The following is a 24,766-nucleotide window of genomic DNA, read 5'->3' on the forward strand; positions in this document are numbered from 1 at the left end:
AGCAAGCATCGTGCCAGCCGGAAAGCGCGGATTCAGGCCGATGGGAAAGAGAGTATTGTCCGGTATCGGACATTGTGACTGTTCACTTGCGGACACTGAGGGCTTTCGCTTCAACCTCTCAGCCGGCGGCAGCCGAGCGCGAACGTCGGTCCTAGATCGGCAGGAACTCGCCGCCGTTGATGTCGAGGCTCGCTCCGGTCACCATCGATGCATAGTCCGACAGCAGCATGATGACGCCCTTGGCGCATTCGCGATCGGGCGGGATAACGCGCAGCGCGACATTTTTTGCGACCTCGGCTTTCTGTTCTTCGACGGACGGCCCGCCCTCGGCTGCGAGGCCCGCGATATAGGCTTCGACCGATGAGCCCCACATCCAGCCCATGAACGTCGAGTTCACGCGGATGCCATATTGGCCCCATTCGAGCGCGAGCTGGGCAGTGGTGTGCGCGAGCGCCGCCTTGGACGCGCCATAGCCGCCCTGACAGAGCAGGGGCTTGCGCGTCACCTGCGTGTTGACGTTGACGATCGCCCCACCGCCTTGCGCCTTCATCGCCGGAAACACGGCCAGGCATAGGGCGAGCGATCCGAACAGATTGGTGTCGAGCGTATGACGCCAATCCTCGAGGTCGCTATCCTCCATCAGGGTGAGCTTGCCGGCCGTATAGGCCGAGTTGATCAGGCAATCGACGCGGCCGAAGCGGGCGATCGTAGCGGCCACCAGCGCCTCGCACTCCGCGGCCACGGAAATGTCGCACGGCACCTTCAGCACTTCGGTGTCGAGCCCGAGCGCGGCGACTTCCGCCTCGGCCGTGTCCAGCTTGGCGGGCGTGCGCGCGCTGATGACCAGCCTTGCTCCTTCCTGTGCGGCCAGCGTCGCCAGCGCCTGGCCGAGGCCGGGGCCAATTCCCGAAACGATGACGACCTTGTCCTTGAGCAGCATGAACCTCAATCCTTCGCTTCGCCGAAAAGATGGGCTGCGGCATCCGATGCCACATTGCCGAAGCCCGGTGCGGTCACCGCTCCGTCAGCACCGACCTGTTCGCTAAACAGGGAATGGCGGCGGAAGACGAGCTGGCTGATCCACCACCGGCCATCGCGACGGACATAGCGCGCGTCATATAGGCCCGAGATGCGGATGGTGATGCGGCTGTCGAAATTATAGGCGAACATGTGCAGCCGCCATGTGCCCGAGGCATCGTCCGGCCCCTCGATGCGGATGGCCGGGCTCAGGCCGAAATGATTTTCCTGGCGGTTGGGGTCCATGCCGAGATCGATGAAGAACTGGACGAACGCATCGCGATCCCGCCACACGGGCATGTCCTCGAACTCGATCAGGATTTCGCCTGGCGCGAACAGATCACGCAGGGCTTCGGGCTGTTTCAGGTCGATCGCGCGCCAATAGCCGTATTGCAGATCGCGTATCTGCTCGATGTCGGCGAGCCTGCGGATCTCCGCGCGGAGTTCCGCGACCTCGGCTGCCAGATCCTTGTCGGCCATATCCGCTATCCCCCTCAGAGCTGCTGCATCAATTCGACGCGAACGCCGTCAACATCGGCAAGGTGCAACATCTCGCAATCCCCATATCGGCTGCGCGTCGACGGAAAGACCCGCCCGCCGGCCTCCACCAGTGCTGCCGCCGCTGCGTCGATATCATCGACCCAGAAGGCATGGTGGGTCAGGCCATATTGGTTGAGCGGCCGGCGCTCGCGGCTGCCGAAACTGTCGGGTGTGGCGAAGCTCATCAGTTCGATGGCATTGCCCTGATCATCCCGCACGACGGTGGCGCGAATCCGCGCATCCTCCGCCTCGGTCAGCGGCGCGAGCCAGGCGGTGTGATCGAGCAGCACGACATTGTCGGCTGGCAGGAAGCCGAGTACGGCGTAGAAGCGCGCTGCCTGTGCGGGATCGGCAACGCAGATACCCGAATGCGAAAAGCCGGCGGTGAGGCGGGGAGAGTGAACCAACTCGATACGCACGCCATCCGTATCGTTCGTATAGACGATCTCCGCATCGTTGACGTCGTAATAGACGCGGGTTGCCGGATGCACCTGTCCGCCGGCCGCGACGATGCGCTCGATCGCGGCGTCCATATCGTCGACATTGACCGCGAAATGGGTGAGGCCGAACTGGTTGAGCGCGCGGCGGGTGCGTCGGCCTGTGGCTGCGGGGGCATGGAAATAAAGCAACTCGATGGTGATGCCGGCCGCGTTCCGCAGCATCTGCGCGCGGAGCGCTGCGCCGCTGATATCGGTGCCGGCGTCCAGCCATGCCCCCTCAAGACGGGGATGATCTTCCTGCGCCTCGAAACCCAAGGCATCGCGGTAGAACCGGACCGATGCGTCGATATCGGCCACGCAGATGCCGCGATGCGAGAAACGTGCCGCCATCTATCCCTCCGATACTCGCTACCGTCTGTCGCGGCGCCTATCGAGGAGAGGGCTTAACGTGGCACTTATTGACAGGTCAATATGTAACATCATAGCGTGGCCGCCATGTTGATCAGACGCGCCGCATCCGTGGCAGAAATATGCTCAGGCCCGCCAGTCGATGCTAAGACCCGGCTTCATCGACACAGGAGGTCCCTACCCTATGCCCGTCGCGTCGCCGCCAACTGATCCCGTGGAAAAGTCCGCTCGCCCGCGTCGCAATCGGCAGGGAGATCTGCAGCGCCGCCAGAAGGAGGCGACGCGGCAGAAGCTGCTCGCGTCCGCACATGCCGTCTTCGCAGACAATGGCTACGCCACGACATCGGTCGATATGATCGTCGAGGAAGCCGAGGTCAGCCGCACCTCCTTCTACCGCCATTTCGACGATAAATATGCCGTGGCGCAGGCGCTGTTTTCGGAACTGATTCCCGAAGTGCAGGATCGTTGGCGGGAACTGCTCGCCATCCCACGGCCGGGGCTGGCCGACGTCGTCGCCTGGGTCACCGCCTATGTCGATCTGCTCGAGGTGAACCGCGTGCTGATCGGCGTCCTGCGCGAAGTGGATGCGATCGAGGTCCGCGCCCAGCAGAGGGTGCTCGACTATCATAATGATCTGCTGGCGGTGATGGCCGCGCGGGTGCCGGGGCTCGGCGACGAAGGCGCGGTGCCGCGGGCCCGCGCGCTGCTGTTGCTGCTCCAGGTCGACCAATTCTCCTACGCGATGAGCATCCGCAACTGGCCGATCGAGCGAGGCGTGATGATCGCGGCGATGGCGGCTCTCATTCATGAATTTCTCGTGCTCGCCGAAGGCGGCGGCTGATCGACAAACAGAAGAATTGGGAGAGGCGGATGGCAGGCAGGATCGTGGTCGTCACCGGCGCCAGCCGGGGGTTGGGCAGGGGTATTGCCCTGGCGCTGGGCCCGCTGGGTGACACGGTTTACGTCACCGGCCGCAGCGATGGCGCCTCGAACTCGACCGCCTGGCCGGGCACGGTCCAGGCCACCGCCGAAGAGGTGACGGCGCGGGGTGGCAAGGGGATCGCCGTCGGCTGCGATCATCGCGACGACGCACAGACCAAGGCCCTGTTCGATCGCGTCGAGGCCGAACAGGGCCGGATCGACATCCTGGTGAACAATGCCTTCGGGATGCGTGAGGAGGCGGCCGAGCCCGGTCCCTTTTGGGAACGGCCGCTCGATGCCTGGGAACAGATGATCGATGTCGGGCTGCGCAGTTCCTATGTCGCGAGCTGGTTTGCGGTGCGGATGATGATCCGCGGCGGCGGCGGGCTGATCGTCAACACCTCCTCGCCCGGCGGCAACGCCTATCTCCATACGCTGCCTTACGGCATCGGCAAGATCGGGCAGGACAAGCTTGCCTTCGACATGGCGCACGAGTTGAAGCCCCATCCCGTCACCGTGCTCGCTTTCTGGCACGGGCTGATCCTGACCCAGCGGACGCGCGATCATTATGCGAAGCACCCTGACGTCTTTGAGACGCTCGGCGGCCCTTCCAAGGCGGAGACGCCCGAATTCGCGGGGCGGCTGATCGATGCAATCTGGCGCGATCCGGATCGGCTTGCGCTTTCGGGCGGCAGTTACTGGACCGCGGAACTCGCGGCGAAATATGGCGTCGAGGATATTGACGGCAACAAGCCGGAATCGCACCGGGCGCTGTTCGGCGGGCCGATCTACGACGCGGTGGCCTGACGATGGAACGCCTGCCCACAGCCGACGCGCTGATCGCCGCCGCCCGTGATCGCACTGGCCTCCACGCGCTTGGTGACACATGGTTTCTCGAACCGCTTCACCACTTGCTCGCCGGGCTGGATGATGAGGCGAAGCTGAGCCCGTCCGGGCGCGAGGCGCTGGCCGGCCAATTGGTCGGTGCGCTCTCCAACCGGCTCCAGCTTCGGGAATTGATCCGGCGCCATCCCGAGATCGAGGATGAGAAGGTCGATGTCGCGGCCTTCATCGTCGGTCTGCCGCGCACCGGCAGCACGCTACTTCATCGGTTGCTGGGCACCATGCCGCCTTTCACCGGGATTTTGTGGTGGGAACTGCAATATCCCTTCCCCCATCCCGATGGCCGAGATGGCGGCCGCACGGGTCGTCGCGCTGCCGCCAATGAGATCATGCAGGCATGGCTGCGCGGTGCGCCGGAGCTGACCTCCATCACGCCCATCGAACTCGATCAGCCCGATGAGGAACTGCTGCTGATGGATCAATCCTTCCTCTTCTCGGGCTGGGAGGGGATGCATTATCTGCCCGGCTTCTCCGCTTATGTGGAAGCGGCCGACAAGACACCATCCTATCGGGAACTCGTGACGGCGCTCAAATGTCTGCAATGGCAGGCGGCCGAGCGACGCGGCAAACGCTGGATCCTGAAATCGCCGGGCCATCTGAGCGCGCTCCGCGAGGTGACGACGCTCTTTCCAGAGGCGCGGATCATCATGCAGCATCGGGATCCCGTGGAGACGCTGCCCTCATACTGCAGCATGGAGACGACGCTGTACGGCATCGCCTCCGATCGCGTCGATCCTGTCGCGATCGGCGCGCACTGGTATGCCAAGCTGCGGCGATTGCTGGAAAGTTATATCCGGCATCGCGACGCCATCGGTGAACAGCGTTTCATCGACATTCAGTATCGCGAACTCACCCGCGACATGGATGGGCAGGTGCGTCGCATCATGACGCATCTCGGCGAGGTGATGACGCCCGAGGTTGAAGCGGCTCTTGCGGATGTCGTGGCCGACAATGCCCGCGACAAGCGACCGCCCCATCAGTATCGCGCCGACCGCTTCGGCTTCACCCGCACCGATATCGAGCGCGATTTCGCTTTCTACCGCGAGCGCTTCGGCTTCGCGGCGCAGCCGGTTTCTGGAGCCGCAGCATGAGCGACATGGACCCCTTCATCCAGTCCATCACGGTTGAGATCGACGCGCCGGCCGATTTCGTCTGGGACGTGCTGACGGACGTCCCACGTTATCCCGAATGGAATCCGTTCACCCGCAAGGTCGTCACGGATTTCGCCATTGGTGGCGCGGTGCGATTGACCGTGCCCGATTCCAACGGATCGGACGAACTGTTCGAGTTTGACGAATATCTGAGGACGTTCGAGCCGCCGAAGCTGCTGGCCTGGGGCATTCCCGATTATGCCCTGCGCGAACAGATCGTCACGCCACTTGGCCCTGATCGCTGCGCCTACCACAGCACCGACCGCTGGTTCGGCGATGGCGTCGCCGACTATGTGAACCATGGCGATTATGTGCAGCGTGGTTTCGATTCCGTGGCGCTGGCCCTGAAGGCGCGGGTGGAGGTGCTGCGCGCCACGACAGGCTGACCCTCCCTCCTCTTGCGAGGAAGGAGGGGAAATCGCTTAGAACCGATAGGTCATGTCGAAGCCATAGGTGCGCGGCGGGTTGTAATAGCCGACGGCCAGGCCGCCGAAGCTATCGCCGAAATCGATCGACCAGGTGCGGTGGAAGGTGTTGAACAGGTTGCGCGCCCACAACCCCATCTCGATCGTGCCGCTGCCCGCAGGGATGTTGGTCAGCCGCAGGTTGGCGTCGACGATATTCTGCGCGTCATTGGCGAAGAACGGGCTGATGGTGGGCGTGTTATAATTGTAATCCTGGTGGGTGTAATCGACCACCAGATGCAACTCGCCGTATCGATCGCTCTGGAAGAAGCGGATGTCACCACTCGCGCTGCCTGTGAGCTTCGGTGTCGAGGGCAGGACCCGATCGTCCTTCACGTCGACGCCATTTTCGATGAAGCTGTTATATTTGCCGTCGAGGGTGCCGATCGAACCCGACAGGCGCAGCCAGTCCACGGGCAGGGCCTGAACCTCGACCTCCAGGCCATGGATGTCCGCGCTGCCGGCGTTGCGGATCGCGGTCGCCGCGGTTCCGGCCTGGAAGCCGGTAAACACCAACAGTTGCATGCGGCGATGCTGGTTCCAGAAATAGTCCGCATTGATGGACAGCCGCCCGTCGAAGAAGCGGCCCTTCAGACCGATCTCATAGGAATAGAGCTTCTCCGACTTGAACGGCGTCACGGTATCCTGAAGCGTCGTCGCATCTCCGGAGAAGCCACCGCTCCGATACCCTTGCGCATATTTGGCATAGACGTTCAGATCGTCGCTGACGTCATATTTGGCGATGATCGTGGGGGTGACGCCCTTGAAGCGCGACGACGCTTTGGTCTCGGGAATGGCGGGCGGGCCCACCGGATTGCCGGTCGCGGAATCGACCGTGGCGAGATAGCGCTTGGTGCCCTTCTTCTCCCAACTGAAGCGGATGCCACCTGTCAGCGTTAGCTTGTCGTCAAGAATGGGCGGCACCCAATCCACCTGGCTGTAGACGGCATAGGCCGTCGATGACGTGCTGTAGCGCGAGTCCGTGTAGAAGGCGTCGCCGAAGAATTGTTGCGGGTTCTCGCTGGGGCCGCCATCGTCGAAGAAGAACAGACCGGCCGTATAGTTCAGCCGATCGCCGATCTTGCCGATGGCCTGCAGTTCCTGCGAAAAAGCATGATAGTCGAAGGTCTGGATGATCGACGCGATCGGATAGGGCGATCCGTCGAGGTCCATCGACGCCGTCCAGTCCATTTCGCGATAGGCGGTAATCGACTTCAGCGTGACGTTCTCGAGGTCGAGCGTTGCCGTGAGGCTGTGGCCCGACACCTTCACGCGCTCGTACAGATCCTCATTATTGACCGATCCGTTCGAAAAGCCGCGGCCGGAACGCTTGAGCCCGAGCACGAAATCATCCAGCGGAATGCCGGCATAGATGGGCGAATTCTGGTCGAATATGCTGCCCTGATCGACATTCAGGAGCTGAGAGAAGCGCGGCACAGCGCGCGTGCGGCTATAGTCGAAAGCATAATCCATCGTGAAGTTGGTGGTGGGCTGGTAACGGACGGCGATCCGTCCCGCCTTGTCGTTTGTGGCGTCCAGCCGATCATTGGTGGTGGCGCGCGCCGGGATGACGCTGGGCGCGTCGGACGGCGTCGCGGCATTCTGGATATAGCCTTCGTGCCGGTCGATCAGCCCCGACAGCTTGACGCTGAAATCACCGAAGCGCGGCAGATCGAGACTGACGCGCAGGCTGCGCTGCTCGAAATTGCCAAAGCCCGCCTTCACATAGCCGCCCCATTCGCCGGTCGGCTTCTTGGTCACGATGTTGAAGGCGCCGGACAGGGCATTTCGGCCGAACAGCGTGCCTTGCGGCCCGCGCAGCACCTCCACGCTTTCCAGGTCGGCAATGGCGAAGAGCTGGCCATTGGACTTGCCGATATAGACGCCGTCAACATACATGCCTGACGGCGGCTCGTTGTAGGGCACCGGATTGGGCGAGTAGCCGCCACGGATCGAGATGACCGTCGAGGCGACGTAGCCGCCGCCGGTGGTGAATTTGGTGTTGGGCGCCAGGCCTTCGAGATCGACGAGCGTGGTGACGTTGCGGGTTTCGAGCGCACCAGCATCGAATGCGGTGATCGCGACAGGCACATCCTGCAGACGCTGCTCACGCCGCTGCGCTGTGACGACGATATCGGTAAGGCCACCACTTTCGGATGCCGTCTCCGCGCCGGACGGCGGGGCGTCCTGTGCCAAAGAATGCGTGGAAAGCGCCGTCGTCGACAATCCCGCCATCAGAATATTGCGGCCTAAACCGCGCAAGCCAAAGCAACTGCCCTTCATCGCCAAAATCCTCCCCGGTTGAAGCGGTCGCGCGTCTTCGGCCCCGATCCGCCATAAGGTTCATGTCATTGCGTGATTTCCGAAGTTTCCGCCCGCGCGCGCGGCTTCAGGAACTGCGTGTACCAGCGGCGTGCATCCAGGATCGGCCCGTCGTCGCGGCACAGCGCCGGCCGCTCGGACAGCGATTTATTCTCCCAGATGTCGACGTCCTGATAAGCGGAGACCTGGCCGGCGGCGGCATATTCCCGCGCGATCTCCTGGAATTCGGGCGTGACGCCATCGTCCGAACGGATCATCAGGCCGTACCAGACGGCGACATGGCTCTGGTCGATCGGAGTATGCGCGAGCAGCATCCAGGATCGGTAACGCCCCTCGATACTGGTCAGCAGATAAGACGGGCCGTGATAGGTCGCGACCGTCTTCATTTCCCCACCGGGAATGTCGGTCAGCGTCTCATGACTGGCGAACTGCGTCTGGATCGCCCGGTGGCCGTCGAATTCGACCTCGAAGACTCGCGGCCAGGATTGGTGGACCGGCCCCAGATGGGCGCTGTCGGCGATATTGTCGACGATCTCCAGCGGCACGGTGCGGATGTCGCGCCGGACGATCGCCCAGGGTACCCATTGCTGGTCGTAATAATCGTCCAGATCGGGGATTTCATAATCGGGCGCGCCGTGCTCCGGATCGAACCACAGCAATACCAGACCGTTCTGCTCGCGCACGGGATACGAATGGACCTTCGCCTGGGGCGGGATCAGCTTGGAATAAGGGATATGGCTGCAGCGTCCGTCGGGCCCGAAGCGCCAATGGTGGAAGGGGCAACGTACCTCGCCCTCTTCCACCACTCCCCCTATTGCGAGGCTTGCGCCCATGTGGGGGCAAACCGAATCCAATATAGCAACGTCCCCGTCCGCCCCCCGGAAGGCCACAAGCGTGCGTCCGAAAAAGGGCAGGGCGACGGCTTCACTAGCAGGAATGCTCTCGGGCGTTGCCACCACGAACCAGCCGCGCGGATAGTCAAAAACTCTGCCAGAAGCCCAATCAGGAACCGCATCGTGCTGATTCATAACCCGTCCGTAGCCACCGCAATTAATATGGTTCAATATGATGTTACATATTAAACCATCATGATGCAACATCATGTGAATTGCCAACCGTCGTAGTGATCGGAAGTGGCGGGTGGCTGCGAGTGATGCCGTCGCGAGTGGTAAAGGAAGATCGATTTCGTGCGGTGACGTCATCATCATGACCGAAGCCGAAGACGGCGTTCCGAGGCCGGCTCTATCACGGTAAATGCGACGCTATGTGCGCGCGAAGCGCCGCGTCAGCCGATGATCGTGTCGAACCGGAGCCCCGCCGACGACAAGGAACCGGCCGGCCGGGTCCGGTTGGCCGCCCATATGTGGAGCGAGCCATCGATCCAGCGTGCCGCCTGATAGTGGCGTTGCACCACGAGGCCGTCGTCGGGCACTTCTTCCTCTGGGATCAACAGCGCGCCGTCGCTGCCGCCGACCAGCATTGCGGTCATGCTGCCGACGAGGTGGCCGCCGCCGGCTTGGTCACTGATCGAGCCGCGGGCGAGCATGACCTGTGCGGCGGGTCCGGTCCGAACCGGAAGTAGGGGAATCCAATGCGGCGGTGGCCGATTGAAAAGCTTGTATTGGGGCAGCGCTTGCGGATCGCCGCGCGAATCGGGCGGCCGCGTGTCTGAAAGCGGGATGCCCACCTGCAATGGCGTTTCCAGAATCTGCTCGATGGCCCAGGCGATGTTGGCCTGCTCATCGCGGGCAAGGGTGATCTGCTCGACCACGGGCCCGATCAGTGACTGGTCGAGACGCGGCGCAAGATACAACAGGTTGCTGATCGGCACCCCTTCGGCCTCATCGCCGTCGACGGGCATCGCGTGACGGAAAAGCCCCCAGCGGCTCGAACCATTGGCGCCAGCGGGTTTCAGCAGCGTCGCTGTGCCGAACGTGTCGATGATTGTCAGCGACCTCGCTTCGACCAGCCGGCCGACCGGCAGATCGACGCCGATCACGAACCAGTCATTGCCGAAACCGCCCAGCGTCTCGACGAGCAGCACCTGCGCCAGATCCGTACTCGCAGGTTTGATGGCGGCGATGTTGAGGCGCCCGTCCTCGAACTCCCAGAAACGCGGGGCTGGGAGGCCGGGGGCCGTTACCGGAACCGGGACGACGGTTCGGGTGACCATCGCCCCTGCTTCGGCAGCGCCGGTCCCGAGGTTCACTGCACCGTTCACGTCGAATTCGTACCAGTCGATGGCGTCGTGATCGTAGCGGGGCGCAGTCAGCGTGGTCTCGCCGAATGTGTCGGCCGAGCGGCGACCAGCCATGGAGGCGGTATATTCGAATCTCGCCGGCTGCCAGCATGTGGCTTCGGGATCGGCATAGTCGAACAGTGTCTCCAGCCAGACCAACCACGCCGCGGCTGCGCGTGCCACTTCGGCGACGTCCGTCGGGTCGATGGTGCGGTCGAGCCGGGGCACGTCACGGCCGGCAAGTTCGGCAAGCAGGCGGCGACCGTCGATGCTGCGACCCGAATGCAGCCTGGCATAAGCAGCGGTGGCGGGGTCGAGCGTCGCCAGTTGCGCGTCGGGCAGGGGTTCAAGGGCGTAGCGCGCCCGGAAATCGGCGCGATAGTCCTGCGCTGTCTTTTGCCGCGCGAGGAGTGCAAGGAAGTGGCGGCCTGCATCGATTGCCAGACGCAGGCCGGCAGGACCGTCGGTCGCGGGTTCCAAGGGCACGGTGACGCGCTCGATGACCGACTCCAGCGGTGCGCTGTCTGTCGCAAAGCGCAGTGCGCCCAGCATCGTGTTGGGCGGTATGGGCCCGGCAACAAAGCGCGTCGGCGGCGCTGCGACACCGCGCCAGCGGGCGACGATCGGATTGCCGCCGTCGTGACCCGCAAACTCGCCGACCTGCCATTGCCGGGCCAGCATCCACAGCGGATCGTACACCTGCGCCGATGCCCCGACTTCCAGACCACCGGAGCGGGATTGTGGTTCGAGGCGGGAAAATGTGGTGATCGACGCCATCCTATCCTCCGCTCAGCGCGTTGGGGTTGATCGACGGAACGTCACCCTCGGTATTGAAAGCCAGCATCGTCGCCGGCAGGAACTGGCGGACGAGATCGAGATCCTCGGGATCGAGCGCCCTGACCCGCGCCAGTTCGAGCGTTTCGAGCAGGACCTGGTTGAGGCTGCCCACCGTCCACGGCTCGCCGATGACCGAGGGCACTGCCAGCAGCATCGCCTGCGCTGCCATCGCCGGCGGCGGCTCGTAACGGAATGCCACGCCGGTGCTTTCGGTCGGCGACGGTACGATCTCGGTAAACTCGTCAATGAGAAGACCGGCAAGCCGCCGGGCGGGATCGATCAGATTGCCGCCCAGCAGCACCAGTGATGCGGCGCCATCCACATAGGCCGGTGCTGGGCGCCCGTTCCATGCTGCGCCTGGGCGATGCGGAACCTGGGCGAGGTCCAGCGCCAATGATGCGCCGCCCATCGCTTCCGCCTCCCGCAGCGCGATTCCGAGACGCATCAGGGGTTCGCGCACCCGCTCCACTCGCGTCAGCCAGGTTTCGGCAAACAGCGGATCATCGCCCGCCAACGCGGGGTCGTTCCGCGAGGCGACGAGATCGGCGGCATCGGGCGGGAGGAAGCGCGGCAACACGACAGTGCCTGGCCCGAGCAGAGCCTGGATGCGCTGGATCAGCTTGTTGGCCCCGTCGGCGGGCGAAAGCGATGTGTCGACACCGCTCAGACGAATCTCCAGAGCCTGGCGTGCCCGAACGGCTGCCGCCCGCAGTGACTCCTCATTGCGAACCGCCGGGATCGCGGGATCGCCCAATGCGAACGCCCAACTGCCGGCAAGCGCAATGTCGATGGCGCTGGCGTCTGTGCCGGCCAATGCAGCGTCGAGAGTTGCAAGGCTAGATCGGACAAGCTGTTCGGCCCGCGATGTCCGAGCGAGCAGCTCATCGAGATCGATTCCCGGAAGCGGATCGGCATGGGGTGGTTGGAGTTTCGAACCATCGAGCGATCTGGCAGCGGCGACCAGCAGGCCCAGCGACCGGCCCAGTTCGAGCAAGTCCACCAGGTCGCTCTCGGCAAGCAATTTGGGGCGCTCGAACCGGTCAGGAACAGACGTCGCACGCACGCCTCTCGCCGCCAATTCCGCCAGACCGGCATCGCCGCCGGCGGCAAGACGCACGAAATCCGAGGCAGTCAGCCGAAGGTCCGCAAGCGGCACCGAATGCGTCGCGCCATCGCGATCCACCAGGCCGAGATTGTAGGCAGAAGCCGGGCCGAGGCAGCGCGCGAGCCACGTGTCGAGCGCCGGCTCGGCTTCGGCCCGCGGTGAGGCGGTCGCTTCGGCCCATCCTTCAGGCGGAAGGCCGTCTGCGGTCATGAGGATGACAACGCGGTGCGTGACGGTGACGCCGCTTCGGGGCGTGCGGATGAAATCGAGATCGGGAGGCGGGGTAAGTCCCCGATCTATGTCGCCGAGGGTGTTCACCGCCGCGGTGAGATTGCCCCGAGCAAACTGGTGCATCTGCTCCGCCTGGAGCAGGTCGGCGGCGGCGTCGATCGCGACGCCGAGCCGGCGCAGCACGCCGGCTGCCTTCTTGCGCAAGGCCGGATCGGCGCTGCCCGCGACGAGGTGATCGACGGCATGGTCTTCGCTGTCGGCCCACAGCTTGTGCAGGGCGAGGCCGTCGAGCCGGCGCGCGGGGATCGGGAGCATCTCCTGTCCGGGAAGCGGCGCGACCTCGCGGGCGTTATCGACCGCAGCGTCGAGCCCCTGCTCGTGCAGGTCGCGTTCGACGAGATAGCCGAGCACCGCGCCGAGCTTGCGGCCAGCGCGGACGCCATCGAAGATGCGTTGCGCCAGTCGAACGCGCTGAGACGTAATGGTAATCGCGAACGGGTCATCGTCGCCGCCGCCATGGGCGAGATGGACGTTGCGCAACAGCGCCGCGACCTGGGCCTGTTGGATCGACGGGGCGTGGAGGAAGCCCGGGTCGTCGGTAGCCAGCCGCAGCGCATCCGGTTCGCCGGTGACCGCGCCGGTGACTGGCTCGGTGATCTCGCGGGTCAGCCCCTCGACCCAGCCATATCCGCCAACCATCAATCCGGTCGGAGCCGCAACGCGCAGTTCCGCGAGACGGCGTGTCGCCAGCGAGGTTGCCCAGGCGTCTATCCGATGAGACGCCGCGTCGAGCGTGCCGGCCACTTCTGGGCCAAGCTGTTCTGCACTCGCCGCGGCTAGAGCGAGCGTAGCCGTGCGGAACGCCGCCATGTCCGCCCCCGCCGGATCGGCTCCCGAAGCCAGCCGCTCGCGGACGGTCGATCCGCCGACATTTTGCTCGCGCTGGGCCGCCCAACCCAGCGGACCGGCATAGAAGCCGTAAAACTCCTCGTCGCGAGCCGAAACCATGGCCGGATCGCCGATCAGCCTGGCCGCGGCGACGGCGTGTTCGCGCAGCCAACCCTGACGGATCAATGCCGCCAGCAATGACGCCGGGCGCGCGTCCATATTTGCGGCGAGCGTGTCGACGTCGGCAGCGAACAGATTTGTGAGCGTGTTGGCGTGATCGTCGCCGATCACGGGCAAGTTAACCGGCCATTCGGTGGGGTCATGGAGCGTCAGCGCAGCGGCAATTTCGGCCGGCACGCCTGCCGCCTGGGTGAGCGCTCGGGTCCGTGCCGCCAAAGCGCGCCAGTCATCCACCGGCACTGGCTGTTGCAGGAAGTTGAACGCATTAGCGGCGAATGTCGCGCCAAAGGCGCGGCGCATCGTCACTCCGTTCGACACTGCGTCGCTTCGCAGTATCTCGACCAGATCATTGGCAGGGTCGTCGCGTCCAAGCCGGGCGACTTTGCCGAGGGCAGGGCGCCAGCCGGTTGCAATCAACCCGGATATGATTGCGCTCAAACGGGTTTCGCGCGGATCGCCGCGGTAGCGGGTCAGTGCGGTAACGGGCAGGATCCCGTAAGGCTGACGGCCGACACGGACCGATGGCAGGGGGCCGCCGGGGCGGACGAAACGTCCGGCATGATCGCGGATCCAGTCGCAATCATCGCCGCTCAAGCCGCCCGCGCCGATGCCGACGAACTGCGTCAGCCAATAGCCCCAGGTGGCAGGCCACATCGCCCGGGACGTGGCGGATGCCAGTGCTTCTCCGTCATTCCACTCGCTGCCCGGCAATCCGATCACCGGATCAGCACCGATGCCGAAGGCGAGTGCGGTGCGGGCGGCTGTGGTTTCCGGCTGGGCAACCACGGCGCCGTCGTCCTTGGTAATCACGCCGAGTTTTCCGACCTCCGCGCTCGACCATCCGGCGGGGGTGTCGGCGGCGTTGTTCGTCGGCGTTCCGGGGGCGATGAAGCCGAGCCCGGCGGTAAAACGCTGGGCATCGAGGAGCCCAGCCAGACGCTCGGCGCCGGCGTCCGGTGCGTCGCCACGAACACCCGAGACCAACAACAGATCGACCGGCTCCGATACCGGCAAGCGGAGTGCCATGCCGATTGCCTCGGCCGCAGCAAAGTCGACGAGCCAGTTCATGCCCTCGTCGACCGCCGCTACCTCGCTATTCTCGTCGTCTTCGCTGGCAGGATGGACGAGCGGCGCGTCGAGGTCCGGCCCGACGGCGGGGTCGAAGGCGATCGGCCGACCAGTGGCGATGGCAATGTTCTGCCCACCAGCATAGGCGGTGGCCGTCCACGCGCTCGGCAGCAGGCGCGCCACGGGCGTGGCCGGGCGCTCCGCTATCTCATTGGCGCCGAAGACGGGGGCGACCGCCGGCGGATCGCCGTCGGCCACAGGCTGATCCGATCGGGCGGCGGCATTTTCGGGTTGCGTTGCCCGGACCACCCAGGCTGCACGCCCTGGATCGAGGCGTTCGGCCAGCGCCCGCCAGGCCCGTTTACGTCGCTCGGCATCGTTCCCGCTGCGCCAGTCAGCGAGCCAGAACTCCTGTCCTGCCGCGACTTCACTGGATGTCAGCCGGGGATCGTGAGCGTCGACATGCACCTGGTCAGGGTAAATGCGCACCAGCAATTCGGTGGCACCGCCTGCGGTGTCCACGAAGCGGGTTTCAAGCCGCACCGGCAATAGCAGGAGAGGGTGATTGCCACCGCCCAGCGTCGCTGCCGAGGCCGGGTTGGCCGAGCCGCCATCCGCGATCAGCGGGCCGAGATCGATCAGCGCCTCGCTCATGCCGTCGGCTTCCGCAAAAGTACGGACACGGGGGTCGTAATTCGCGCCGGGAGTTGGCGAAGTCGATGCGCCAGGGCCGCAGACGTCGGATCAGGAGCGGGTGCGTGGCTCACGCCCTGGGGCACCTCACCAACCTCGAAGCCGAAACGCGGAGCGCTGGGCTGCTCGGCGATGACCACCGACCATTGGGCGGCCTCGCCCTCGGGGATCGCAAAACCGAAATAGCGCACGTCCGGAACCATGGCGCCGGTGAACATGGGCAGGCGGGATTCGCCGCCGCGCACGGCAGTGACCGTCGCATCGGGAAAACGGCGCAACAGTTCGGAGCGGAGCAGCAGCACGAACTGGTCACCGGGCGTCGCATCTTCATCGAGCGAGCGGTCGCCACGCGCTGCCAGCGGTTCGAGGTCGACCGGCGTCGTCGGGTCGATGGCGCTGTCCCAGAAGCGCTGAAAGAAAGTGGCGTTGAGCGGGGCCGGGAACTCGCGCCATAGCAGCTCGCGGCCGAACTCGTGATTGAGGCCGATCATGAAGGCCTGCACGAACGAGGAGTTCGTCACCAGCGCCATCGCCGTGTTGGCGGGCACGCCTTCCAGTCCGGGCAAGAGCCATTCCTGGCCCAATTCCGCCAGCGCGTTCGCCATCGGCGCGGCGAAGCGCGGGCTGAGATTGGTGGGGATGGTAGGCGCGGGCTCGGGATTGCCTGCCGTCCCAGGCAGATCGTCCGTCGGTTCGGGAGCGACCAGCATTCGGCCGAGCGCAACCCTGAAAGTCTCGCGGGGAGCTGCCATTGCCATGATCTGGCCGAACGCGGCGCCGAGATCGACGGTCGAACCGGTCGGGTTGTCGGGATTGATCGATGGGAGAAATCTGGTCAGGTGGCGGGGCGCGAGCGCTCGGAAAGCTGCCGCCTGGACACTGTCGCGACGCGGCGGGGGATGCGGCGTCGGCGTGGGCGGATCGGGCAAGTCGGGAATATCGGGTGGATCGCCGGGAAGTGGGCGGGGACGGGCCCGCGCAAGCTCTGCATCGCTCCGGGTCGCGGTGTCCGGCCGGATGGGATTGAAGATGCCGCCGGTCGAGCCGCTGTCCGGAAGCTTCAGCGGGCTGATGCCGAAGCCCGGTCGAGGCGGGACATCCGCAAAAGCTTCTGGGCGGATGCTTGCCCAGGCGCCCGTGAGCGACGCTGGGGTTGCGCCACCGAGCAACTGGAAAGTGGCCAGAGAGCCCACATCTAGGCGAGCGCCAGTGGCTCTCGCGACCGCCGTCATGCGGGTCGCGAGCTTGAGGCTAGGAAAGCCAGACGTTCGTCGGACCGCGCGGCGCACGGCCGGTCCGCGCACCCTGGCGACCCGGCGGATCGTGGAGCTGAAGACATCGGCCGTCAGTGCGCCGTCGGGCAGGAGCCCGGCACCGGTGGCTCCATCCGCGGTGGCGTCGAGCCGCAGGCGGCGCAGCAACGGCGCGATCACGAATATACCCGATTCCGGCGCCAGCGGTTGGAGGTGCCGCGTGAAAATCCGTTGAGCGACGGCGACGCCGACATCGGCCAGTCGCCCCAACGTGGTTGCGACACGCATGTCTGCGGCCTGATCCCAGGCCGAGGCGACGAGCGCCTCCTGATCCCTCTGGACGATCTGGACGCCGAGCGCGGCGGCAATGCGGTTGGCGGGATTGGTGTTCAGTTGCTCATACCAACTGGTCGAGTTGGCTGGCCCGAGCGTGACCTGTATCCGATACGCGGCACCGTAGCGCGGCGGCGCTAGCAGCGGTGCCGCGGCCGGGGCGTGATCGGGGGTGTTGAGGATTTCGGTTAGAGCATCGCCGAAGCGGGGCTGAAGTGCCGGGTCGCTCCAGGCGGCCGGCGCGATGTCGAGCGGACGCAGCGCACCGCCGAGCCGGACGTGAGCGTCGTCGGTGCCGGACAGGCCGAGGCCCGCGTTCGACAGGTCGATCGGGCGTGAGCCGAACCCCTCTTCCGGCGGCCGACCGCGGATTGCCAGCGCCAGCGACTGGAAATCACCGGTCGGGCCGGTTGCAAAGCGCCAGTGGAAATATACCGGCAGCTCGATCGGCTGCATGCTCGGCGCAAGCGTCCAGGCTGGCCCCTCCGCGCCCTCTGGATCGAGCCCGAGCCCGGCCCGCCGACCGGCCTCGAACGTCGGCACCACGCACGCCAGATATTCCGTCTGCTCGGCAAGAAGCCGCCCACAGATGAGCCGCGAAAGGTTGCGCGCCGGATCGCGGCCGAGCGTGTCGATGATGGCCGCGGAACTGGCCGGAGCCTGGGGCGCGACCTGGCCGTGCGCCCAGGCCCAGGAGTCGGCCAGGTCGGGCAGCTCATTCTCGGGCAAAGCCGGCGTCCCGATACGCACCACCGGCAATGAGCCGGTCGTGGGAACGTCCAGCCGGATGCCAGGGCCGACTTTCACGACGATGAGGCAGAGCCAGGGTCGCAGCCGCGCGTCGCTCGCCGAAGCAGGCGTGAACAGCCAGGGCAGCGCCGGCTCGTCGAATTCGATCGCGGCCAGATAATTGGATTCGAAGGTGCGCGTGCCGGGTGCCGGCTCCGTGCGGATCACTTGTTGCGGGATCAGCCCGGTAACGTCGCCCGGCCCCATCAACTGCACCGCGATGCTGGCCGGCGCGGTCTTGTTGATCATCACCTCGGCGATCGCGGAGAGCCGGCTGGCGGGATGCGTGTCCCGCTGGTCCGGCGGTTGCTCGACGGTGCCGCCGCGATCAACCCAGGGGAGGAAGATAAGCGCAGGATCGCTCATGCCCGCCTCCGCTGCGCATCGACCCGTGGCGCGTCGGCCAGCACGGCCTCGGCATAGCGTTCGGCCCGGCCGGTGCGGATCTCGGCACGTGCCGCCGCGCCGATCCGGAAGCCCATGTCGAATATGTCGAGCGGCGGCGGCTGGGGATCGGGGGCCACCACCGGCACGCCGTCGTCGCCGACGGTGATTTCGGTATAGGCCACGGGCGATGGCACAGCCGTAGTGGTATCGGTGCGATATTGATCGAGACCGAAGGCCACGCCGGCTTCCCGCAGCACAAAGTCGGGCGCGGCGAGCCGTTCGGCGTCTGAAAGGTCAAAGAACTGGCCGTCCGGGAAGTCGTCGAACACGGGCTCGGTTCCCACGCCCGATCCGCCGACGGTGGCGGAGGTGATGGCGAAGCGGCGCGTGTCGTTGGCGGGAACGAAGGCGCCGACACGGTCGATGTCGCGGTCGAGATTGAATGGCACCACCCCTTGCCGCACTTCCAGCCGGCCCAGCGGATGCAGCAGGAGTGAAGGTCCGCCGGCGGTGCCTGTGCGCACGCTGACAATCTGGGCAGCTGCCGGCAACGGCTCGGCGCGCCAGCTGGTCGGGTTGGACAATCGGGTCACGAGTTCGGTCAGCACGTCGAGCGTTTCGGTCGCGACGCTTTGCGAGCCGCCGATCAACGTGCGGTCGAAGCCGACGGTATAGTCCCACCACAGGATGCCGAAGGTCGCCTTGCCCGCCAGTCGCAGCGGCACGGGCCCTTCAAGCATACCGCGGACGTCGACCTTGAACAGGTTGTGGCTGCCGCGCTTGAGCTGCACGCCCGCCTGGAACTCGGCGATGAAATGGGGCGGCCACAACTGGATGAGCACGTCGAAGCCGACATAGCCTTCGATGCTGAAGCCGTAGGCGGCCGCATAGAGGGAAGCGCGGGCACCAAATTGGACGGTGTTGGACGTAAGCGCGAAATAGGCCTGGACGATCAGCTTCGGATTGTCGCCCGCCGTCAGCGCGATCGTCACGCGCGGCACGATCGGGAAGCCCGTCGGCGGCTGGAACCGGGGATTGAAGCCGCCGACCGCCAGCGCGAAACCTTCGCCCGGCGTGCGCCGGAAGGCCGCAGCCCCGGTGAGCACGAAGCGGCCGCACAAGCGGGATTCATACAGCACGGCGTCGACCGCCATTTCGCCGGAATCGAGATCGAATACGCCGATCGCGTCAAGGTTGAGGCGCAGGATCGCGTCCTTGTCCTGCGGCAGGGCCGACGAAATCCGCCCCAACACGATCAGCCGCGAGCGGTCGGCAACAGAGTCGCGTTCGAGTAGTAGGGCCAGGTCGGCGCGGATCAGCGGGTGGCCGGCGCCGAAGAGCAGCTTCACCAGGATGCCGTAACTGTGCACGCCGGCCTGCACGGGGAAGAAGGTCCGCAGCGTGCTTACCAGTTCGGGCAGGTGCTTCACCGGATCGGCGGGGAAGAGAATGTGGCGGAGCTGGCCGGTCGGCAGCGCTGCCCGAACGGCGATCTCGTCGATCCGCCGATCGGCGGCATAGATCAGGCCGAAGCCGTCGAACGTCACGAAACCGGCCCGCAGATCGAGATGCTCGACCGTGCCGATCAGGATCAGCGAGGATTCCGCGGTACCGTTCCGGTCCTTCGTCGACGCGAGCCCCACGCAGGTCAGCGTGATCCGCTTTCCGAGGCGCAGCACCAGCGCGCCGACATAGTCGCCGCTTGCCGGGTCGTGCTGGATCGTACCGCCGCCGCTGATCGGCCCGGTATCGACCTGTATCGCAATTCCGAGCGGCGCGGCGGCGTCGACTCCGGCTTGGACAAGGCACAGGTTGCGGTCGGACGACGGGGTCATCGTATCGACGGTCGCGGCGAGCCCGAGCCGATCGACGCGCAGATAGACCGGCCCCAGCGTCGTGCTGAACGAGATCAGGACGCCGGCGGCAACCGCCCGGCCAGTCTCTGGCGCCGTGGCCTTGCGATAGGCCAGCCTCAACACGATTTCGTGGACGTTGATACCGAGCACGCCGCCGCCGCCCAGCGGCAGGGTCATGTCGAGGTCCGACGGACCGGCGGGACCGGAGGAATCGAAGGGTGGCTCGGCGCCCGTCGCGTCGGTGCTCGACGGCTTGTGCACTTCATGGATGAAGCCGAGCTGGGAATCATAACCGAGCGCGAAGGAGAAGGCGTAGCGGATGGGGCGCCCGCCCAGCAGCTTGCGGACGAACGAGTCCCTGCTTTCCCCGTCGATGACGATCGCCGAACGATCGGTGCGGAACAGTATCCGCGCCCCTGCACCCGACAAGGTCAGTGCGGTAGCAATCGACCCCAGCTCAAGGCGGACGCCGAGGCTCCGTGGCCAGGAATGAATCGTGTAGGATATGCCCGCTTCGTTGGGCATGGCGGTCCAGCCTACCGAGACCTGCGAGGTTTCCGCCGTCGCGCTGACTTTCGAGTCCGTGCCCGAGATCAGCCAGGACGCGCCGGTATCGCTGCGGATATCGGCGCGGAAATGCCATGCGGGGTCGCCTTGGGCGCGATCCGGGTTGATCACCTGATCGATCGTCAGCTCGCCGCCGAGCGTCAGGAACAGCTGATGCGGCCGGGGCGGAACGCCGAGGCGGCGGGGAAGGTATAACCAGCTGACGCGCAGCTGTTCCTCATCATCGGCATCGCCGCGGTGGATCACCGCCGAAACCATCCGGCTGGCAACCAGATCGGCCGCAGTCGGTCGTGCCCGGGAATCGACATCGAGCGCGCTCGCATCCCAACCGACGATGACGTCGCCGAGGATATTGTCGCTAAACTCGTCCTTGATCTGGTCTATGACCGCGAGCGTAGCGAGGAGGCCCCGCATCGCCCCGTCGACGACGAGGAAGGATTTGTCGCGGGCCGTCTCCAGCGTGCCGCCGCTGGCGCCCTCGGTTGTGTCGTCGAGATCGTCGAGCGTCCGTCCCGGATTCCAAACGAACGCGAAGATCGTCATGAAGGCGTTGACGAAGCGTGCGTGCGCTCGTTCACCGGGGCCGTGCGTCTCGGTCAGTTCGATAGCCGAGGCGATCGCCTGCAGGATGAGGAACAATTTGGGCCAGGTTCTGCGGGCATAGTTGCTCGCCAGCAGGTCGAACAGGGCATAGATAAACGCATCGCCGCGCGCCGGCCAGTCGGCGTCCCAGGCCTCGATCTGGTCGATGATCGCGCCGAGCAGGATGGCGATGTTACCGATGGCTTCGGCCTCGGCCTGCGCGTCCGGATCCAACGCGTCGCGATAGTGAAGGACCGCGCTGAGTGCCGTCGGCGGCAGCTCGACGTTGCCGCTCGTGCCGGGCTTACCCCCCAGGTCGGCCAGCACCGCTGCTCGCACTTCGGGAATGCCAAGGTCGGATATGTCGGACGCGAAATCCGCGATTAGCCCGGCCAGCCGCTGGAGGATCGAGCGCTCGCTCATGGCTGCGGCGGTGCCGGGATCGGCACGGGTTCGATGGCGGCGACCCGCAAGCGCTCGGGCGGCGGCTCGTCGACCGGCCCCAGTGGCGCGACTTGCACCATATACGGAGCCAGTATCGGCACCTGGGTCTCGGGGTCTTTCGCCTGCGTGTAGACCTCATGGACGGCGTTGATTGCGCGCTGTGGGTTCGTGTCTTCCGGATCGGTCGTGAAGCGGCAAATGCCGAAGTTCGAGCGGAACATCATCTGGCGGGTGTTGCGCATCCGATCGAGCGCCGATTGGTGGCGGGCCGCAACCGTTTGGAGCGCCGCAAACACCTGACCGGGGTCAGCCAGTTGAGCCTCGACGGCCGCGTCGTCGATCAATCGCGCCCGGATCGGCGTCGGCCGCTCGCTATCAGGTCGCTCGTCGAGCAGCGGCGTCACCTGCCAACGCCAGTCGGGCGGCACGGCTGGGTTGAGCCTTGTCGTAAGCTCCGGCCTTACGGGCGTCCCGGGCTCGTTGTCGTCGATCCAGCCATGGGCGGGCAGCAGCACTGGACTGCGCAACAGTCTGGACCGCGTGGACGCGACCAGATCATCCTCGCTCCGACCCTCGGGCAGCAGCACGAGATTGTCGGCGGGGCGATCCCAGCCGAAGCGCTCGACGCCAAGCCGCGATCGCAACAGGCCCTGCAGCAGCATCGCGCTGCGATCGAGCGCGCGCAGGTAAACCGGCATCACATTCTTGAAGCCGCTGGATGTGAACTGGGCGATACGCGCCGGTCGCGCAGCGTCGCCACGCCAATAGCTCATCACATTGCCGGTTGAATTGTGGACGTCCCCGGACAGCAATACGACGCGCTGGAATTCGGCGAGGCGCTTGAGGAGATGTTCGAAGGCAAGCGGCTCGAGCGCCCAGGTCTCCAGCGCGTCGGGGTTGGTGCCGGGCATCTGACGCGAACCGCTCACCTTATCGTCGGCGAGCTTGCCTGAGTGGGCCATGTCGAAGATGCGGTAGATGGCTGGCGACACGATTTCGTCGAGCACGCCCGGTCCGATCACCTGAAGCGGCGCGATGACGATCAGAACCTCGCGGCCCGCCGCGAGCGGCGGCAGCGGCAACTGGTCGACGAGTGCGTCCGGCGACACGTTGCCGGGCGGCCCCACCTCGGACGCGTAGGATCGGCGGGTGCGATTGTCGAACGCGACCACCTGATGCTTCGGCCCATCGATGCTGAAGTGCCATGTCAGCGCCGGCCGCACGGCGCGGAAACGACCGTCCGGATCGGCTGGGTTGTCGAGTTGATGTCCGAACATCCTCGCCAGGTTGGTAAAGGTTCCGGGGTCGGGGCCGACTTTCTGGCCGGCAGCGAAGTAGTTCGGCGCCCGGACCAAAAGGTCACCGGGAAGCTGGCCGCCGAGATCGGGGTGAGCGGCATCGGTCGCCTGATCATAACGCCGTGGATCGTTGCCCCAATCCTGGAACAGCGCATAAGCGAGCATTCCGTTGGTCAGGATGACCTGGCCGAGCGCCGTGCCCAGCACGCGGTGCCGCCAGAGCGGGCTGAGGAAAAAGTCGTCGGTCAAATCATGGTCGTCGAAGATCATGTAGGTGGGCACATTGGCCAGCACCCGCTGGACGCGGCCGAGGCCGAGCAGGAAGTCGCGATGGACCTGATGGCTGCGGCGACGGGAGCGATGCTGCTTCGCGTCCGCTTTCTTCTCTTCCTCCGTCATCTCCTCGGGTTTCTTCGGAACGGGTGGAAGCGACAGGTGCTCGGGGATGCGGGTCGGGTAAGTGAAATCCGTGTAGATGATCCGCTGCGCGTCGGTCAGTTCGTCGAGCCAGCGCAGCGGTTTGGCGGTAGTCTTATCGTCCCCCATCTGCACGGTTGCGCCGGCAACCTCTTCACCCCAGCAGGCCGGGCTCCAGACCATCAGATAGAGCGCTGCGAACTCGCCGAATGAGATCAGATGGTTGTCCCCGTCGATACTGGTGAACTGGGCGCTGCGCTGCGTCAGTTTGAGGCGGTATCCGGGCGGAAAATGCTCGCCGCCGGCAGGGAGGTCGCCATCCTCGGCGGTCTCGTCCTCCAATTCGTTGCGATAGGATCCGTTGGGGGTGACGGGGTCGGGCGGCTGCGCGGGAACCCGTAGCCGTTGCACCTGGTCGACCTTGATCCGCTCGATCGGTGGGCCGGTGGCACCGTCCCGGCCAATCAGGTCCACGCCCAGCTCGATAACGCGCGGCATCATCAGCCGGGCGACATCGTCAGCATAAATCTGGTCACCGCCGAGAAAGAGCTGATGGATGCGCCCGCGCGGATCGCCGACGCTCGACTCCAGCAGCTCATCGATCCACGCAAGCGCGTCGCCGTCATCGTAGGAGGGGCGCCGACACGACCCATAAGCGATGCGCAGATGGTCGAGCTCGGACGGCGGCAGCGCAAAACTGGGTAGCATCCGATCGGCATATCCGAGCGGCGGCACCTCGACACCGCTCACGAGTCGGGTCTCAAGCATGCCCAGTTCACCGAGACCGCGGGTCTCTCCCTCGGCGGTGACCAGCACGTCATAGGAATAGAGCCGGTCGGGCAGGAAGCTCTTGCCCGAGGCCGGCGGAATCCGCGCTGTGACCATGCCGATATACAGGTGCTCGCCCATCCGGATGGCTTCGGCGCCGGGGCGGGGCGGGGGGGCTGAGGGATCGGGAGGATCGTCGCTGCTGACGAAAACCGGGTTGGTGGTGTCCTGGGCCACCCGACCTTCCCATACCCGCAACTCAAGGTCGGCCGGGGCGCTGAAGGCCATCCACACCGCCACCAGGCCCGCGTCGACCCGGCGCAAGATCGGTCCGGCGAGAACTAGCGGCAGATCCATGGCGTACCTCAAACGCCGAAAAAAAAGCCGACCCCATCCTATGTCCGGTGACGACGGGAGTCACCCCAAAATGCTCAGATGAGGCGGAAATGCGGGATTTCGAGCCGGATGGATACTTGATCGGCGATGTCGTGCGTGCCGCAACCGACGATCTCGGCAATGTCGCGGCCATGTCATGTCAGCATGCCACGAGCCTGGCGCGCGTTGCCGGCCACTTCTTCGTACCGCCGATCCAGAAATTGCTATGCCTCCGACCGCGCCGCCGCACTGGCAAACATAGAGATTGCCTCGGCATTGGCCGATTCATC

The 24,766-nt window shown here is 65.4% G+C and carries 14 protein-coding genes; 4 read left to right on the forward strand and 10 right to left on the reverse strand.

Features of this window, described 5'->3' with window-relative positions; all coding sequences use genetic code 11:
* Positions 1–151: 151 nt before the first annotated feature.
* The 3 genes from ACFB49_RS04130 to ACFB49_RS04140 are packed head-to-tail and all read right to left on the reverse strand — an operon-like array spanning position 152 to position 2,387.
* Positions 152–940, reverse strand: coding sequence for an SDR family oxidoreductase (locus tag ACFB49_RS04130; protein ID WP_380876327.1), 789 nt, complete (start codon positions 938–940; stop codon positions 152–154).
* 5 nt (positions 941–945) lie between these two features.
* Positions 946–1,497, reverse strand: coding sequence for a nuclear transport factor 2 family protein (locus tag ACFB49_RS04135; protein ID WP_380876330.1), 552 nt, complete (start codon positions 1,495–1,497; stop codon positions 946–948).
* Positions 1,498–1,511: 14 nt separating this feature from the next.
* Entirely contained in the window at positions 1,512–2,387 is an 876-nt protein-coding gene (locus tag ACFB49_RS04140; RefSeq protein WP_380876332.1) for a VOC family protein, read from the reverse strand.
* Between the two features lie 202 nt (positions 2,388–2,589).
* Between ACFB49_RS04140 and ACFB49_RS04145 the strand changes: the two genes are divergently transcribed.
* From ACFB49_RS04145 to ACFB49_RS04160, 4 genes are read left to right on the forward strand one after another with little or no spacing between them, the layout of a single operon-like run.
* Entirely contained in the window at positions 2,590–3,246 is a 657-nt protein-coding gene (locus ACFB49_RS04145; RefSeq protein ID WP_380876335.1) for a TetR/AcrR family transcriptional regulator, read from the forward strand.
* Between the two features lie 29 nt (positions 3,247–3,275).
* The gene (locus ACFB49_RS04150) at positions 3,276–4,133 is read left to right on the forward strand and encodes an SDR family NAD(P)-dependent oxidoreductase (protein WP_380876337.1); all 858 of its coding nucleotides are present in this window, start codon (positions 3,276–3,278) and stop codon (positions 4,131–4,133) included.
* A gap of 2 nt (positions 4,134–4,135) precedes the next feature.
* On the forward strand, positions 4,136–5,320 hold the full coding sequence (locus ACFB49_RS04155) for a sulfotransferase family protein (RefSeq protein WP_380876340.1): 1,185 nt from the start codon (positions 4,136–4,138) through the stop codon (positions 5,318–5,320).
* Positions 5,317–5,766 (forward strand): SRPBCC domain-containing protein, encoded by a 450-nt coding sequence (locus ACFB49_RS04160; protein WP_380876342.1) that lies wholly within the window; start codon positions 5,317–5,319, stop codon positions 5,764–5,766. The genes ACFB49_RS04155 and ACFB49_RS04160 overlap by 4 nt, the downstream gene beginning before the upstream one ends.
* 36 nt (positions 5,767–5,802) lie before the next feature.
* Here ACFB49_RS04160 and ACFB49_RS04165 read toward each other — a convergent pair whose 3' ends face one another.
* The 7 genes from ACFB49_RS04165 to ACFB49_RS04195 all read right to left on the reverse strand — a co-directional run bounded on the left by ACFB49_RS04165 (position 5,803) and on the right by ACFB49_RS04195 (position 24,458).
* Positions 5,803–8,127, reverse strand: a complete 2,325-nt coding sequence (locus ACFB49_RS04165) for a TonB-dependent receptor (RefSeq protein WP_380876344.1) — start codon at positions 8,125–8,127, stop codon at positions 5,803–5,805.
* 65 nt (positions 8,128–8,192) lie between these two features.
* On the reverse strand, positions 8,193–9,374 hold the full coding sequence (locus ACFB49_RS04170; protein ID WP_380876347.1) for a Rieske 2Fe-2S domain-containing protein: 1,182 nt from the start codon (positions 9,372–9,374) through the stop codon (positions 8,193–8,195).
* Between the two features lie 77 nt (positions 9,375–9,451).
* A complete protein-coding gene (locus ACFB49_RS04175) occupies positions 9,452–11,182 on the reverse strand; it encodes a hypothetical protein (RefSeq protein WP_380876350.1) in 1,731 nt (576 codons plus the stop codon).
* 1 nt (position 11,183) lies between these two features.
* The gene (locus tag ACFB49_RS04180; protein WP_380876352.1) at positions 11,184–15,368 is read right to left on the reverse strand and encodes a hypothetical protein; all 4,185 of its coding nucleotides are present in this window, start codon (positions 15,366–15,368) and stop codon (positions 11,184–11,186) included.
* Positions 15,365–18,148, reverse strand: a complete 2,784-nt coding sequence (locus ACFB49_RS04185; protein ID WP_380876354.1) for a hypothetical protein — start codon at positions 18,146–18,148, stop codon at positions 15,365–15,367. The genes ACFB49_RS04180 and ACFB49_RS04185 overlap by 4 nt, the downstream gene beginning before the upstream one ends.
* The gene (locus tag ACFB49_RS04190; protein ID WP_380876357.1) at positions 18,145–21,597 is read right to left on the reverse strand and encodes a DUF6603 domain-containing protein; all 3,453 of its coding nucleotides are present in this window, start codon (positions 21,595–21,597) and stop codon (positions 18,145–18,147) included. Before ACFB49_RS04190 ends, ACFB49_RS04185 begins: the two co-directional genes overlap by 4 nt.
* Complete coding sequence (locus tag ACFB49_RS04195; protein WP_380876360.1) at positions 21,594–24,458, reverse strand: hypothetical protein; 2,865 nt, start codon at positions 24,456–24,458, stop codon at positions 21,594–21,596. The genes ACFB49_RS04190 and ACFB49_RS04195 overlap by 4 nt, the downstream gene beginning before the upstream one ends.
* Positions 24,459–24,766: the final 308 nt, after the last annotated feature.

This window comes from Sphingomonas sp. DBB INV C78 (assembly GCF_042693015.1).
GTDB lineage: Bacteria > Pseudomonadota > Alphaproteobacteria > Sphingomonadales > Sphingomonadaceae > Sphingomonas_E.